This is a genomic window from Exilibacterium tricleocarpae, from assembly GCF_007004655.1.
GTDB lineage: Bacteria > Pseudomonadota > Gammaproteobacteria > Pseudomonadales > Cellvibrionaceae > Exilibacterium > Exilibacterium tricleocarpae.
Genome location: NZ_ML660097.1, coordinates 1 through 17,412, shown reverse-complemented (window position 1 = coordinate 17,412; position 17,412 = coordinate 1). Strand labels below are relative to the sequence as shown.

The window sequence follows — 17,412 nt, the reverse complement described above, 5'->3', positions numbered from 1 at the left end:
CATGTCCTACCGTACCACCGGCAGGCTCCTGATCACCGCAGGCGCCTTTTTCCTGAGCACCTTCCTGAGCACCGGGACCTTCGGCCACGGCCTGATCGAAAGTCCCTCGGCACGCAACCATTTTTGCGGCGTCATTACAAAACCCAACGAAGCCGGCACACCGCAGGCACAATACCCGGTCTGTGCCCAGGCCTTCGAAAACCTCGGCACCCAGGGATACAACTTTATGAGTGTGCTGACCCACCATCGCGGCCGCCTGCGGCCGCTGCCGCCCCTGTCGCCCCCGCAGACGCCGCCGGCCAATGAAGCCGGTGGGGTCACCCCGCCGCTGGCGCAACATGTCTGCAGTTACGATTCGGAATCCTTCGACGGCAACCCCACCGTCTGGGACCAACCCATCGACTGGCCCACCAACAACCTGCAGGCCGGACGCAACCGTTTTACCTGGAACATCAGTTGGGGACCGCATTTCAGCGATACCCAGGAGTTTCACTACTGGATCACCAAACCGGGTTTCCAGTTTACGGTCGGCACGCCACTGGCATGGAGTGATTTCGAAGCACAACCGTTTTGCCAACTGGCTTTCGACCGCGAAAATCCCGGTGCCAATCCCGATATTGTCGCCCGTGTCGACGACGCTAAATTCGATACGTTTTGTGACGTACCCCAGCGCAGCGGGCGCCATGTGATCTATGCGGAGTGGGGACGCAACTATTTCACCTGGGAGCGTTTTCACGGCTGTGTGGATGTGGTTTTCGGCGGCGGCGGTACGCCGATCGATGCCGACATCAGCGTGCAGCCGGCCGGCGCTTTGTCCGGCGCCGGCTCGGTGGTGCTCGACGCCAGCGGCTCCATCGGCAATAACCTGACTTACAGCTGGCAGGTCCAGTCCCAAACCACCGATGCGCAATACACCATCGCCGATCCCGGCGCCGCAATCAGCACCCTGAGTTTTACCGATCCATCCGCTGCGGGCTCGGTCACCGTGGCGCTGACAGTCAGCGCCGGTGCCCAGTCCAGTGTCGAAACCGCCGTCCTTGAACACCTGCCGCAAACTGCGACTTCCGCCTGGGTATTCGAACAGGTGCTGACAGAGGCGCGGACGCTGAGCGCCGGCGACCGGGTCAATATCCGCCTGGTACTCGGCGATGGCACGGATGTCTTTCTACCCGCAACGCCCCTGGTTATCACGGCTGCCAACAGTGCCGCCGACGCCTGGCCCGCGGCGCTGGCCCAGGCGGTCAACGCCCTGGACGGCGAGGTGCGGATCGGGGTGCTCAACAGTGCCGATCAGGTGGTGCCGGCACCAAGTGCCACGGCCAATAATGTCTACTCGAAAGTAACCGCAGACGTGGCCAGTGTCTTTCTGCAAGTCGAGCCGGCACCCGCACCGGGCAACTGTGCCTATGAAGTGGTCTCGGAGTGGAATACCGGTTTTAGCGGCAAGATCGTCATCAGCAATACCGGCACCACGGCCATCGAGGGCTGGACGGTTAACTGGAACTACAGCGACGGCACGGTGCTGACAGAAGTCTGGAACGCACAGTCGAGCGGCAGCTACACCGCCACCAATCTCAGTTGGAACGCCACTATCGCCCCGGGCGCCAGTGTTGAATTCGGTTTCAACGGCACTAAGGGTGGCGCCACGGCCGAACTACCGGCGGTAACCGGCAGCGTCTGCCAATAATAGTACAGGCGCACCGGCACTACTGCTTGTGCCGCCGGCATTTACATTGTGGACAGAGGATTACACTACGTGAATCGGATCGCGCTGCCACACTACCAGAGTGGCAGCACGCGCCGGTCGGCTGAAAACGTAACTGTCGGCAGCTTTAGCGCCTGAGCTGCCGCAGTCCCCGATAATGACTTCAACCACAAGGGGGATCCAACCAGGCTGATATAGAGGTAAGTCTCTGCGTCTGGTTAACACTTATCTTTGATGAGATGGCGTGGTTAAACTGATCTTGCGTAAAGGCGCCACCGCCCACCGTCTCAATAGAAAGCGGTGGCAATCCAACCGGGAGACTTATATTCGGCCACGGACAAATCGACCGCGGTTCAACCAGCGCCAATGTCACCGGTTACCATGGGTATTCTGTAGAACAGGTATGCTGTGGAACCTGATGCCAACGAGATCCGTTGGTACCGACCCGGGCTGCAAACATTGACCGAGCTTATTTCAGTAGCGCTTTCACTGTCGAATTCAGCTTTTCCAACTCGTCGCGGGATAGTAAGGTAGAACTGCCGACAAGCAGCACACCGTCGTGGAATAGAGACACACGCTCGACTTTACCCTCTAAGCGTTTCACGATTGCTTCCGGTGACAAACCAAAAGCTCGCTTACAGAGTTCTCGATCATAAAAATTTAATTCATTGATGCGATATACACCGTCCCTGCCGTTGACATCCCTGCCCTGCGAATTACACTGCTCAACAATAGTCCCCCAATCGTCCTGGGCGATTTCCCGGTTGCCAACGGTAGCTCTATAACAGTCAAAAGCTTCGATATAGCGGGGAAAAACAGTTTCAATAAAATTAGAGAGATCGGCGTCTCCCGGCTTAAACTCGATAATGACAGTATCGTCATATTGGGCATTATCCCTGAGATATTTTTCGCTCCTTAATTTATAAGTAATGTAACTTTTAATACCCCGGCTCGACAGCTCACCCAACTCGACTACCGCCACCAATTCCATATCGCTCACGTTTACTGCCGGAACGGACTTGCCCCCATAGCCCCAAGGCGCCTCGATTTCGGCCATGGTTTGCATGAAATGCTTATGCTTATTCTGAATGGGTTCATCAACTTTCGCTCTGTGCCGCAAGTCAAGGTAGTATTTATTCATTTATGGCGCAACTCTCGTGGCAATGTTGGTAATATTTTGGCTCCGCAAGATTCTCCTTGCACTTTCCAGTGAGCTTTGGTCGGGGAACTCAAAAACCAGCCTGAAATTCGGATTTTGTCTGACAGCTTCAGAGGCGCGTGCAAGATCATTAATCTGCTTGGCTTTTGTGGTCAACGCGGTTTTCCTGTCGATCAATGTTACACCATCGGCCTCAATACCATCAAATCTTACAAAATTGTTAACCCCTGGGTTACTGCTGGCGGCGGGATTGTCAAATCTCAACGACGGAGATGAACGGCTGCCGGACGCCACATCCGAGGCGGCACCGGTAGTGCCCGCTTCAAACCGACCGGGACGGGTAGTAAAATCGCCCTGGGGCTCTCGCACAAAAATAAGCCCCCTATTGGGACCGTCGAGGCGGCGGGCATCTCTTACACTTACGGTGTCACGATTACTCAGGTCCACACCCACCCGCCTGTCAGGGTTTGCAAAGCGGACCCGGTTGCGGAAACTGGCTGCCAGCCGCGGTAGATTTCGACGCAGGAATTTGCCACCAATAATCGCCGCGCCAGCCACCGCCAAGGTGCCCACCACAACTTTGCCGGCCCGTTCCTCGTCAAAGCCCGTTGCCGCTACCACCAGCGCGGTGGCCTCTTGGAAGGCAAACTCGACACCGTCATTTATCGCGTCACCGATCGGCGAGGCAAGGACCGCCTCGCGCACCGCGAACTTGACCGGCCCACCGGCAATGTCGAGGGCGATCAGTGCAAAGCGCGCCAGCGGCCTGTCCAACTGTTCGCTGAGGTCCAGGGAGAGCTGCCCCAGGGTTTCCAGCACCGGGGCGGCCGTATTAATCAGGGTATCAAGGGTCGTGCGCTGATCCGGCAGAAATGTGTCATCGGTCGAGGCAAGTAAAATTGGTTGATTGCGCAAGTCGTCAAGCCGCTGCCCGACGGCCACAACATCACCCAAAGCATTGTCCAGGTCGAGAGACTGGAACACGTCTTCAATCTGTTCAGCGCTCGCCCCCTCGGCGGCCAGGCGCGCCCTGATCTGCTCGGCCAGGCTCTCCGTATCGGTGTCGTCTCCCCCCAAACCGGTAAACGGATTATTCGACACTAATTCGCTGGACAGGGCATTGCCGAGAGAATCGTCGAGCGCCACCGGGTCATTGGTATTGGCGGCCAGCAGTCGCAACGGGTTGCCCTCTTCATCCAAAAACAGACTGTCGTTGCGGGGATCGTTGAAGCTGGCAAACAGCAGCTCCGGTCTCAGGTTGCGGGACGCGGCGAGGGCCTCGGCATTGACAATGTTTTGCCGCAGGCGGGCAATACTGCCCGTCTCGCCGGCCAGGCCAAACGCACCGGCGAGCCTCTGACCGATAAAACCGGCCAGTTCACTGCCGACAGTGCCGGCGATGTATTCTAGCCCGGCGTCTTTATCAAACGCCGTCAGAACACCGGCGGTGATCAAGGTGGTCAGGCGCTGGGTTTCCGCCGCCTGCAGCCCGAGGAAAGTACCGTCGTCACCGGTTATGGCACTGCTCAGCGTGCTGCCGAGATTTGATACCCAATCCGCGGGGGCCACCTCACCGGTCCTGATAAAGGTTTCCGCCGCACCCAGCCAGGGCGTCACGTAATTCAGCGCAGTGCCGAGCGTGCCACCGACTTCGGTGCCGACACTCTCGATCAGGTTACCCACCTTGCCATCTGCGCCCACCCCCCTGACCGGCCCCAGACCGGCTGCCGCCAGGCTCGACCAACTGGTTATTTTTCCGCTTTCAATCAGTTGCCTGCTGGCAGCGCTGGCAACCTGCAGTGCGCGGGCGGAGGTTTTCGCAAACTTGACCGTGTCGGCCACGGTGGAGACGGCGGCCACTTGTCCAAATCCTTGCGCCGCCCCCGACAGGGCGCCGCTGATAGCGCCCGCGGCGACCGAGCGCCAACTGAATTCATCCTGGTACCCCAAGGCAATAAACAACCCCTGCTGCACAATCGAGGCCGCGGCACCGACAATAGCGCCGGCAACGGCAAAGGCGGCCACGGTGGCGGCGGTGCCGGACAGCCCCAGGAAAGTCCCGGCGGCGCCCAGGAAAGCGCCGGCCAGGCCGGCCGTGGCAATGACCGCCACCACGGCGATGATCACCACAATAATGATGGCGAGGAAACTGCCGCAACCGTCGTCTTTGGGATCGGATTTCAGGTTGGGCAGGGTGGAGCCGATAATATCGCCTTCGTTATACACCACATGGGTGTCGGCCGTGAGCCGGCCGGTCTTCACGGTATTGGGTATCTGCAGTCGCTGGCCTTCGGTCAGGGGTTCCCCGGGCAGCAGGCCGTTGGCTTCGGCCAACACAAACCAAAGACTGGGGTTACCATAGACGGCGGCGGCAATTCCCTCCAGGGTATCGCCCGCCGAGGCGGTGATGAAGGTTACGGCACTGTTGGGAAAGTCCTCCCCAAGCGGCTGCACCAGGTTGTAGGCGCCAGTGTCCAACAAGGTTTCACTGGCGGCGTCCTCGGTCTCCCCGGTTTGACCAACAGGATTGCGGTTGGCGTAGGCAAATTCGGTTTCGAAAATATCATCGCCCTTGCCGGTGTCGTTGAATCGATAGAGAATCTGGCCGTCGTTGTTGTAGACAAAGCGCAGCAGTTCGCGCCGGTCCTGGTTGTCACCCTCCCCTTTGTCGAGTTCAACCAGGTTGTCGTTGACGTCATAGTTATTAATGGTGCGGCCGCCGACGTCTTTACCGCGGGCATTGATTCGGGTTTCCTGACCGGCGGCGTTGTAGATATGGTCGAAGTAGAAAGTATCGCCGTCGTCGACCAGTTTGGTGCGGGTGACATTGCCGGCGCCATCGAGGGTGAGTGTGGTCTGTTGGCCGTCGTCGTTGGTGAAAAAGTTACGGTTGTTCTCGTGATACTGTCTGGTGGTGACCTTGTCCACCGCACCGCTCGCATCGAAGGTGCGAAAGCGCGTGACGTTGCCGACATTGTCATAAGCCCAGTCGGCGGTGACGGTGCCACCGCTTTCAGCGCGAATAACACGGCCGTTAGCATCGAAAAGGTAATCGGTGACCGTACCCTGGTGATTGACCATCACCCGGTTACCGGCGGCGTCGTAACTGTACTGGACCTCAATGGCACCGCGCTGGGTTTGTTGGATCACGCGGTTGTTGGCGTCGTAACTGTACTGGTGATCGACAAATCGCGTGCCGGCAGCCAGCCCCTCGTTATCCGGATCGTAGCCCAGATCGGTAAAGGCGTGGGCCAGATTGCCGGCGGCGTCCCAGTTGTAATTGGTCTGCATGCCGGTCACCGTATCGGCCCAGCGCACCATTTGGCCGATGGCATCGTAGGCATAGCTGACATTGCGGTTGTGGGCATTACCCGGTGTGGTCACCACTTCGGTGAGACGCTTGCCGGCCAGGTCGTAGGTGTAAGTAGTGCTGACACCGGTGCCGACATCGTTGACCGCCAGCAGGCGGCCGGCGGCGTCGTAACTGCGGCGGATGTCTTTGCCGTTGGCGCTGAACTCGCGCACCACCCGCCCCTGCTCATCATAGTCAAAAGCGGTGATCCGGCCGCCGGCATCGATTTGCTGCAACAACCGGCCAAAAGCGCCGTACACTTTTGTCGTGATCCGCCCCGCCCCGTCCACTTCAGCCACCAGGTTACCGTAGGCATCGTACTGGTTGCGCTCGCTGATAGCCTGACCGTTTTGACGGGTGACTGTCTCCCCCACCCGACCCAGGCCGTCCCAGACCTGCCGCGATTCATTGCCGTTGCCATCGACTGTCAGCGTGCGGTTACCGCGCCCGTCATATTCATAGCGGGTAACAAAACCCAGGGCATCCTCGGCGCGCACCAGGCGGTCGCGTTGATCATAGGTCATATCGACACTTTGACCGAGGGCATTGGACATCTGAATGCGGCGGCCAAACACATCGTAAACGTGGTCGACGGCGTCGCCCCTACCGTCGATGGTCTGGATAAGGTTGCCCACCTTATCGTAGCGTTTGTATTGCGTGTTGCCGAGCGCATCAATTTCGGCGGTGTTGCGACCGAGCCGGTCATAGCGAAAGGTTGTGGTGTTAAAAAGCTGGTCCTGCTCGGTCAACTGACTACCCAGCGCATTCCAGGTGCGGCGTGTCTGCCCGCCCAGGGCATCGACAATCAAGGTGATATTGTCCTGTAAATCGTACTCGAAACGGGTGACCGCCTGTTGCCCGTCGACTTGCGGTGCGAACTGCGCCACCTCGCGATTGCGGCTGTCATAGGCATTGAAGCTGGTAATGGGATTGGGTGCGCCCTCGTCACCAAAACTTTGGGTCACTACCCGATTGCCGTTGGCATCTACGCCAAACTCACGCCAGACGCCGGTTTCACCGTTGGTGGCGATCAGATTATTGAGCGCATCGTAGCGGTTTTCCACGAAGTAGCCCGTATCGCTGCCATCGCGCTGGACCGTTGCACCGAGGTTCCCGGTGGCTAGTGTTTGCAACGTCAGTGCAGCGGCGGCCAAATCCAGGGGCCCGCTGTAAAGACCGGGATCGACATCGACTGTGTCATCGGCAGACAGGCTGATAGCGCCGTTGGTCTCCGTCGCTGCAACGGCAATCGAATTGTCGGTAACTGCCAGTGTCGCCTCGGCCGTATCCACCCGCAACCAATCCACGATAACCTCTTCACCGGCGCTATTGAGGTAATGTATTTTTAAGTCGTATTGCCCGGCTGCCAGCAACGCCAGTGTGGTCTCGAAGGTGGAACCGGTAGCCGCCAGAACCACTTCGTTGGCAAACTCGGTGCCGCTGCCGGCCGCGCGCCACGACAGGCGCACATCGCCGTCAATGGCGGCGGCTTCGGCGGCGGACAAAACCGCCGACACACTGAGGTCATACCCGAGCACGGTAACCGTCGGCGGCATGGTGGTGGTGTCCGTCTCAGTGATTTCGGTCGAGGTGACAGTCGTGGTGTGGGTATCACTGAAGGCGGTGCCGTAAAAGACGCTGTAGTCGACACTGCCCGGGTTGTCGAGACCCGGGTCAACCACCAGCCGATTCCCTTCGCGCACCGCCATGGCTCGCTCGCCGTTGACGACAACAACCTGGCTGTCACCCACCGGCGCCGCACTCCAGCTCGCACTGCGGCGTGTGTCAGTGAGCAGACCGCTGCCGACAGTGACTTCGAACGTGTCGAGAATGGTATCCTCGACTTCACCGACAGCCCGCAGGGTGACTGTATAGGTGCCCGCTTCCAGCGCGTTGTCACCGGCCCCAATCACAATCGGGAAAGTGACGAATCCGAGACCGCTATCAATCCCCTCGACACTGGCACTGCCGCGGATACCAGCATCGGCGCTGTTAACCCAGGTGGCGGACACACCGAGCAGGTCGCCGCCAAAAGCGCTCGGCAACGTGGTATCGACGTTAACCCGGTAGAAGTTATCGGCACCGACCATCACGGTAGACTCGGTCAACGCCGAACTGACACCCAGGTGACCGCCCTGCGCCTCAAACGGCAGCTCTTCACTGGCGTAACCGGCACCGGTGTCGTCCTGCCACTGGATACGGAAAGCCAGTTCCTGAGGGTTGGTCACACCCGTCAGCGTCGCGCGGTACAGCCCGCCGCCGAGATCGACCATAGACACCGTCGTCGTGGTTGTGCCCGGCATGCCAAAGGCGACTTCGGGATCGACGACACCGGCATCAAACTGCACGCTGATCTCGAGTGTATCGGCAGCAGTTTGGGCTACGGCTATGTCGTTTATGCGTGGCGGCAATGTCACCGATTGCTCGGCCGTCCAGGTCAGGCTGCCGACGGCATCCTCGGTCACGACCCGGAAAAAAACGGTATCACCGGCAGTCAGGGCACTGGTGGGTATGGACACCGAGCCGGTCTCGCTAAACCAGGTACCCTGCACGACGCTCTGGTTGGCATAGGTATTCGGATCACTGCGGCTCGCGGTATCGTAAACAACATAAGACTGGACATTGGCACCGCTCGGCAGCGTCCAATCGAAAGTCAGTGAATCGCCCAGACTCGCGCCGATATTGGAGGCGGGAAGCGGCACCGAATCCAACTGCCCGGTAAAGGCAAAAATCTGGTTGCCGGCCGTATCGTATTCGTAGATCGAGCCGCTGTTATCAGGGCTGATGGAACGCAGTAGATTACCATTGCTGTCGTAACTGAACTGTTGCACAAAGCCGTCTTCATCGACCGACCGGCTGCGATTGCCGTTGGCGTCGTAGCCAAAGCTTTTGAGTAAATCATCGGCGCCACCGGGGCCCATCAGTTCGGTTTCCGCACTGAGACGGTTGAGCGCGTCGTAGAGACGCCTTATTTCCTGGTCGTTTACATTATCGGCCACCAGGGCGGCAAAATTGGTGCCGCCGTCAAGCGTGGTCGGGTCTACAGCCACCGCCAGGGTATTGAAATACCGCTTGGCCAGGGTCTGGTTGCCATTGGCATCGAAACCGAAGACATTGATCACACGGTTGCCGTCGATAACCGCAACCTCGCGGTTGAGCGCGTCAAAATAGCTGTATTCGGTAAGCATCTGGGCTGAGTCTGCCGCCAGGGTGCGGCTGGTCTGGTTGCCTACCCCATCGTAGGTATAGCGGGTGATGACGCGCTCGACGCTGGTGGCGAGTGTTGCCGGATCGAAAACTTCAACCTGCGGTGAGTGCTCTTCGATCAAACGATTGGCAACATCGTAAACCCGGTTGGTCTGATAGACTTCGCCCGCCGGCGGTGTCGGGCGCACGGCCGGGTCGAGCGTGGCAAGGTCCAGCCGCTGTGTATAATTGCGCTGCTCCAGCACATTATCCTGGGAGTCATAATCAAATTCGGTGAGATAGCCCTCGCCGTCAACCTGTGCGACCAGTCTGTCCTTGGCATCATAGTAGGCCACCGTGCGGTTGCCATTGCGATCGATAATTTCAATTTGATTGCCATACGCATCATAGGCAAACAGCTCCTGGGGCGAGACAGTGGCGGTGGTAAAACTCGGACTGTCGGTGCCGGCATCGATCAATGTGGTCACGGTGATGGCCGGCAGGGTAATGCGGGTTACCCGCCCCAGGAGATCGTACTCCATGGCTGTGATGCGGGACTCGCCCGCCGGCGCTGCGGGCCTGACCGCGGGGTCCTGGGCAGCGGCCGCCAACCGGGTCATATACAGCGTTTCGCTGAGCATTTCACCGGCGGCGTTGAAGGTGAACTCCCTGAACGCATTGTCGCCGTTGATTTCGGCAACCAGTCGGTCGTTGCTGTCGAAGTAACGGGTGGTAATATTGCCCTCGGCATCCACTACCTGGACTTCATTCCCGGCCGCATCGTAGCTGCGCGCCAGGGTCGGCACTATGACTTCAAAGCCGCCGTCGATAGCGTAGCGACTAACCGACGGCAGGGTTTCCAGAACCACGCGATTGTTGCGGTCATAGGCAAAGGTGCGGGTGTTACCGTTGGCGTCGGTAACCGCGATTTGATTACCCACGGCATCGTAGCTGATCAGGGTGTCGTTGTTCAGCGCGTCTACCTGGCGCACAACCCGGTTGTTCAAATCGTATTCGGAACGCGTGGTATTACCGTTGGCATCGGTGTTGGCAATGGCGTTGCCCACCAGATCGTATTCGATGCTCTGAACCAGATTCAAACCGCTCGGATCAAATATCTCCCGCACCAGGCGATTGTTCAGATCATATTCAAACAGTGTTTGCCGGACGGCGCCGGGCTCCAGCGGATTACTGAGCGTTTCACTGGTCTTGTTGTTGGCCCCGTCGTAGGTAAATGTGGTGACGGTGCCGTCGACGTCGGTAAATGTCGTCAGGCGGTTATTCAGGTCGTAAACGTAACTGAGCTGGCGCGGCGCCGCCGTATCGGCAAACTGTACCTCGCGACTGACGTTGCCGGCGGCATCGTATTCAAACAGAGTGGTACTGCCGTCGGACTCGATGCGTTGCACGAGCCGGCTATTACCGTCAAACACCGATGTAAACACCCGATCATCGGCCGAAGGTGTCGCAACCGGCGGGATGAAGTCATCCACGGGTCCGGTATAGCGCGTCATAAAAATCGTTTCACCGCTGCGGTTACCGGCCGCGTCGTAAAGAAACGCGTTCACATAGCCCTCAGCGTCCAGAATGGCAATCAGGTTGTTGCTGCCGTCAAAGTAATAGCGTGCGACCCGACCCAGGGCATCCGTTACCCTGATACGATTGCCGAGGCTGTCGTAGGCGAATTCCGAGCGGTTAGTCTCTCCGTCGATTTCGGCGCTGACTCTATTGTTTAAATCGTATTCCTTGCGGGTGACACGCTCATCGGCCGTGCCGGCAGCGCTGCGGATGAGCAATTGATTACCCATGGCATCGTAGATAAATTCCGTGCGGGTACCATAGGAATCCACCTGAGCCGTGAGCCGGGCGTTGCCGTCGTATTCAAAGGTCGTGGTGCTCCATACCTGGGTGGTACCGTCGTCGCTTTGCAGTCTCGCCTCAGCCACCCGGTTACCGGTTTGATCGTAACTGTTACGGCTGACACCGCCCTCGGGAGTGGACGTTTCCAGCACGCGGTTGGCCAGGTCGTAGGTAAACGTTGTCAGGCGCGGCTGGCTGTTTGCGGCTTCGGTAACGCTGGTGCGGTTGCCCACCGCATCGTAGGTGTAGGCGGTGATATTGCCGACACCGTCGGTGAGACTGAGCAGGCGGTCTGCCGCATCATAGGTAAAGGCATTGTCCTGGGCGATAGCGCGGGCGGCTTTGGCGGCGTCGTAATCGCTATCTCCCGGTTGTGGCAAGTATTGCCCATGTGTCACCAGGGTCTGATTGCCAAACACATCGTACTGGAAAGTAGTGCTGAATCCTTCAGGGTCGGTTACCAAAACCTGGCGATCGAGCAGATCATAGCCGTACACGGTGCGGCGGGCGTCGGTGCCGTCGGCAGCGGACTGCGTCGTGCTGGTGGTATTGCCGCGCAGGTCGTAAGTATTGCTGGTCAGTATGCCGCCCGCCGACACGGTGGATACCAGGCGCCCCAAACTATCGAAACTGTTGGTTTGTATGCCGCCGTTGGCATCGGTTACCTGAGTTTGATTGCCGAGCACGTCGTACTCGTACTCGGTGACACCGCCGATCGGATCGGTAACCTGCAACAGGCGATTGTCCTGATCATATACATAGAACGAATGCCGCTGCTGGCCCGCGATGGCGGTCGCCTGGATAGTTTCGATCTTGTTGTCGGCGCCGTCGTAGCGATATTCCGTGCGCACGCCCTCGCCGTCCACACCCGCCACCATGCGATTGTCGCGATCGTATTCAAACGTGTTGGTGCGCGCCTCGGCCAGCCCGGGCGCCAGTGTCAGCCGAATCCGGTTACCGGCGCCGTCGTAGGCAAACTCCCTGCCCTCACCGGCGCCGTTGACCTCGGCTGTGCGGCGGTTTTCGCGGTCGTATTCAAACGTTTCGGTACGCGTCTCCGGCAGGCCGGCGGCGAGGGTTTTGGCAGTCAGGTTGCCATTGCCGTCGTAAACAAACCGGGTGACTGCGCCGAGCGCATCGGTTTGGCTGACAACACGGTTATTGCCGTCGAAAGTGAATGTGATCACCCGCTCAGCGGCCGTTGCGAAGGCGTCGCGGCGCTCCAGCGTATTGCCGTTGGCATCGAGAACAGAGCGCGTGATCGTGCCCTGGGCGTCGATGGTATCGATAAGGCGATCGGCCGTGTCATAGGCAAACCGGGTGATACGTTGTTCGTCGCTGCCGGCAGCCTCGATAATCGCAATGCGGTTACTGCGGTTATCATATTCGAAGTCGGTGACCACGCCGAGCGCGCTGGTGGCCCGCACCTGCCGGTTGACAAGGTCGTAGGCAAACACCTCGGTGCGGCCCGCATCACCGGGCTGCCCCGCGGGCAAACCGCTGGCCGGAACGATCACGCGCTGATCGAACAGAGTACGACGAGTGCGGTTGCCCACCGCATCATAAGCGTACTCGGTCAAGTAACCCTCCGCCGTGATCGCGGCGACCTCGCGATTGACAGCGTCATAGTAGCTGTGGGTTACGGCTATATCAGTGCCGGCGAGATTACGGAACTGGCGCGTTTGCAGGCGGTTGCCGACCGCATCATAGGCGAATTCGGTCCGAAAACCCTCGGCGTCGATACTGGCGACGACACGACTGAGCCGGTCGTATTCAAACAGTGTGGTCTGATCTGCGGCTGTTACCGGCAGCACGGGGGCACTGGCCGGATCAACAGGCAGGGGCAACGGCTGCATATGCAGTGTGCGGCTCACCACATTGCCGTTGTTGTCGTAGACGAACGCCGTGGCGTAACCCTCGGCATCGACCGATACGGTTACCTCGTTGCTGGCATTGTAAAAACTGGTAGTCGCATGGCCGCGGGCATCGATCACCTGGGTGCGGTTACCGTTGCCGTCATAGGTGTACCGGACAATATTACTCTCCGGGTCCTGAATCTCGACCACGCGGTTATTGGCATCGTAGCTAAACACACTGGTGTTGCCATTGGCATCTGTCACCAGGGTGCGGTTATCATTCTCGTCGTAGGCAAACGTTGTGGTATTGCCGGCGGCATCAGTTTGGGAAACCAGTCTGTCGTCGAGATCATACCCAAAAGTGTCGGTAGCCGCCTCGGGCGTATTGGCAGCGCGAGTCACCGTGACACGGTTGCCCACGAGATCAAAGCCGAACTGCGTCTCGATGTTGTCGGCGGTTGTCTGCCGGATCAACCGATCATTGTCGTCATAGGCAAACTGTGTGCTGCGCCCGAGTGCATCGGTTTGCAGCAGGCGGTTACCCACGGCGTCATAGGCAAATAGCGTCACCTGCCCTTCGGCATCGGTGACGCGCACGACACGGTCCACGGCGTCAAATTCGGTCGTCGTTGCATTGCCATTGGCATCGGTCGCCGTTGTGCGGTTATAGACCCGATCGTAGTCGTTCTCAGTAATACCGCCCTCGGCATCGATTACGCGGCGCAAATTTCCCTCCGCATCGTAGTCGAACACCGTCAGCTGTTCATCGCCGGTGCCCGCCGCAGTGCGACTTTCGACACGGTTACCACGTACATCGTAGGCAAAAGTGGTGGTGCGACCCTGCGCGTCAGTGGTGGAAATACGGCGGTTACCCGGATCGTATTCAAACCGCACCAGCCCCCCGCGGGCATCGATCAGGCTGATGCGATTACCCACGCCGTCATACTCGAGCCGCGTTTCAAAGCTGAGCGGATCGAGAATCCGTACATTGCGATTTAAGGCATTGTAAATAAATCGTGTGTCGTTGCCACGAGCGTCGGTAAAACGGATGCGGTTGCCTAACGCGTCGTATTCAAAACCCTGGCTGTGCCCCTCTGGATCGACCTGTGCAATGACCCGGTTATTCAGATCGTACTGAAAGTTTGTGGTGCGCGCCTGATCGGTGCCGAAAGCCCGTGTTTCCGCGGTCAGGTTACCAAAAGTGTCGTAATCGCGGTGTGTCACCACCCCGAGCGGATCGATGGTGTCCGTCAGCCGGTCCACACTGTCAAAGTCAAACCGACTCAGGCGGCCCTCGGCATCAAGCTGGGAAACACGGTTGGCGTTGCCGTCATAGGTAAAACGCGTGGCTTGCCCCAAGGCATCGATATTGGTAACCAGGCGGTTCAGTGCGTCGTATTGAAAGGCCGTGGTGCGCTGGAGGTTGTCGAGGGCGGTGAGTTGATTGCCGACTTTGTCGTAGGTAAAACGCTGGGTGTAGAGATCACTCAACGCCTGCTGGTCGGCCGGACTCAAATCGGCCACCAGTGCGGCGAAGCCCAGCTCCTGGCGCAACAGCCGGTATAACATCGCATCGCTTTGCGACAGGGCGTTACCGACGCCATCGACTTGCCCGATCAATTGGTTAAATTCGTCGTAAATAAACCGGGTAGACTTTGCCTGGTCAACATTGTTGACAATAATTTTGCGGCCGGCGTCTTCGACATTACCAACCCCACGCACTTCAATTTCATCGATATAGATGTCGTCACCATTGCTGCTGGCATCCGCCATAAACCGCACGCGCGCATCACTCGAGAAGTTATAGTCTCTACTGGAGATGCTAACCACGGCACGCTTGAACTCGTTGTTGCTAAAGTCTACGCCCCTGGCGAAGGTCGCAACGGTCTGCCAACTGCTGCCGTCCCACAACTGCACGAAGAAGTCCTCGTTGTTTTCCATGCTGACGGCGTAATACCAAAAGTCGATTTCCAGGGTCGAAAACTCGCTGATATCGTAACTGGCGCCGTGAAAAAAGGAGGATGCAACCCCACTGTTGTCCTGTATATTGGCGGCATTGTTCCCCTGATGGGCAAAGCTGCCGCCGGTGTAGAGCTGCATATCGGCACCGCCGTCTACATAGTTGCCGAGACCAGTCTCGAAATCATCGTAACTCAGGACCACTACGGCAGGCTCGGCATTGGGATCGGGCTCCTCAACCGTCACATCCGCACCGACAATGACAGCGGTGCGATTTTCGCGGGAATCATATTGGAAAACGGTTTTAACGCCGTTTGCATCTTCCACTAACACTAGTTTATCGTCCCGATCAAAGAGGAAGCGGGTGCTGTTTCCATTTTCATCGATGGTTTCGATTTCATTGCCGTTGGCATCAAAAATATGTTCTACGGTGTAGCGCACCGGATTGCCTGTGATTGGATCGATCACCTCGGGGCGAATTTCTCGAACAAGGCGATTATTGCCGTCGTATTCGAACTCGTTTATATTGCCGTTGGCGTCCGTAAACGCGACCCGATTACCCGGTGCGTCATAGGCAAAGGTGGTGACATTGCCCTCCGCATCGGTCTGGCTGACGAGTTGATTCTCTTCATCGTAGCGGAACGTCAACACCTGCCGCAGGGCCGGCACCAACTGCAGGCCGGCAATAACGCGAAGTTGGTTGTTGTTGGCGTCGTACTCAATGCGGGTAACCTGGCCATCGGGATCGGTCTGCTGGCGCACCAGGTTGTTCCGGGTATAGAGAATGTCGGTAGCAAAACCGCGGTTATTGGTGGTGCGTATTCTGTTGCCTTCCCCGTCATAGGCAAATGTAGAACTGTAGCGGATCGGCGTGACACCATCCGCACCGGCCACTTCGGCAGTGGTGGTCTCAACGAGTTCCCGGCGCCCGTTGAAGGTAAATTCGGTGCGGCGGCCTTCGGCGTCCACTTTCACCGTGCGATTACCCACGACATCGTATTCGAACCGGGTGGTGCGGTCCTGCAGGGGGTCGGTCTCCGACGGGTCAACAGTGGCAATCAGGTTATTGTTGCGATCAAAAACACGGGTAACCGTATGTCCGTTGGCATCGGTCACACTGATACGGTTGCCGACCGCATCATAGGTGTTGGTGGTCGTGTGTCCCTCCGGGTCTGTGACGCTTAACAGCCGATCGTCCGCATCGTAGGTAAATGACGTGACGCCGCCATTGCCGTCGATAAACTGAGTGACGTTCCCAAATTGGTCAAATGCACTGTGGGTTACGTTGCCTTCGGCGTCGATGGTGCGGATATTGTTACCGAAAGCATCATAAAAAAGCTGTGTCACCTGCTGCTTGTCGGGATCGCTCAAATCGCCGGCGTCAAGAAAGACGGTGCGCTTGATCTGGTTGCCGAAACTGTCGTAGGCAAAACGCGTTATGTCGCCGCCGGCATCGCGCCGCTCGATCAGGTTTTGGTTGGTGTCGTAGTCAAAAAAGGTCGTATGCAGTGTCAGGATAGCTTCGATATCCGCTGCGGATAAATCGGCAATCAGCGCGGCGTATCCCAGCTCAATTCGTTGCTCCTGGTATTGCTGATCGTCACTGTTAACCAGCGCATTGCCGACTGCCGAAGTGCTGCTGGCGATCTTGTTGAAACCGGTGTAGGTAAACGTCGTCAGGTTATCTGCGTTATCGGTTGCCGCCAGCAGGTTCCCCTTGTCGTCGTACTCAAAATGGCTGGTAAAAGCCTCGACAATAAGCGCTTTTTCAGCCTCGCTAAGTTCGGCCACCACTTTACCCTGGCCGGCACTATCGACGATACCCAGCTCTCTTCTGATCTCGCGGTAATAACTGCTGTCGCTGTTGGTGGCCCCAAAACCGTTGCGGTCGGTCACCGCAACCAGATTATCGGCAGCGTCGTATTCATAGAGAGTCTGCAAGCCCTGCTGGTCGACCACCGCGGTCAGGTAACCGTCGGCACGATAACTGTAGGTCAGGCTGTGAGCATTGCGGATAGCGTCAACCTGGGCCTGAAAACTTGGATCGGAGCCGGCCTGGCCGGCGCTGTAAGTGGCGTAGTAACCGTTCGCCAGCCGCCATTCGATATACTGGGCATCATTCGAAAAGGCCCGATTATTACCCAGGGCATCGACCATGACCGTCGTGCCGCCGGCAAAATGCGAATAGGGATCAACGGCGTCTTCCGGAACACCGTTACCCGGGTACTCCTCCTGCTCAGCACGGTCGTAGTGGCCAAAGAAACGCCGGGAATCAGTGGGGTCATCGACGAAAGTAAAGTCGTAGTCAAATGTTGTGCTGCCGCCGCCGGCGTCA

Annotated in this window: 3 protein-coding genes; 1 reads left to right on the top strand and 2 read right to left on the bottom strand. The window is 58.2% G+C overall.

Annotated elements, in window-relative coordinates; genetic code table 11:
- Window position 1 precedes the first annotated feature (1 nt).
- Window positions 2-1,687: a lytic polysaccharide monooxygenase gene (locus tag FKG94_RS16910; RefSeq protein ID WP_142905513.1), complete on the top strand. Its 1,686-nt coding sequence runs from the start codon at window positions 2-4 to the stop codon at window positions 1,685-1,687.
- A gap of 487 nt (window positions 1,688-2,174) precedes the next feature.
- On the opposite strand, the gene FKG94_RS16905 is transcribed toward FKG94_RS16910, so the two are convergent.
- Entirely contained in the window at window positions 2,175-2,846 is a 672-nt protein-coding gene (locus FKG94_RS16905; protein WP_142905512.1) for a hypothetical protein, read from the bottom strand.
- Entirely contained in the window at window positions 2,847-17,234 is a 14,388-nt protein-coding gene (locus FKG94_RS16900) for a hypothetical protein (protein WP_218943559.1), read from the bottom strand.
- Window positions 17,235-17,412 lie beyond the last annotated feature (178 nt).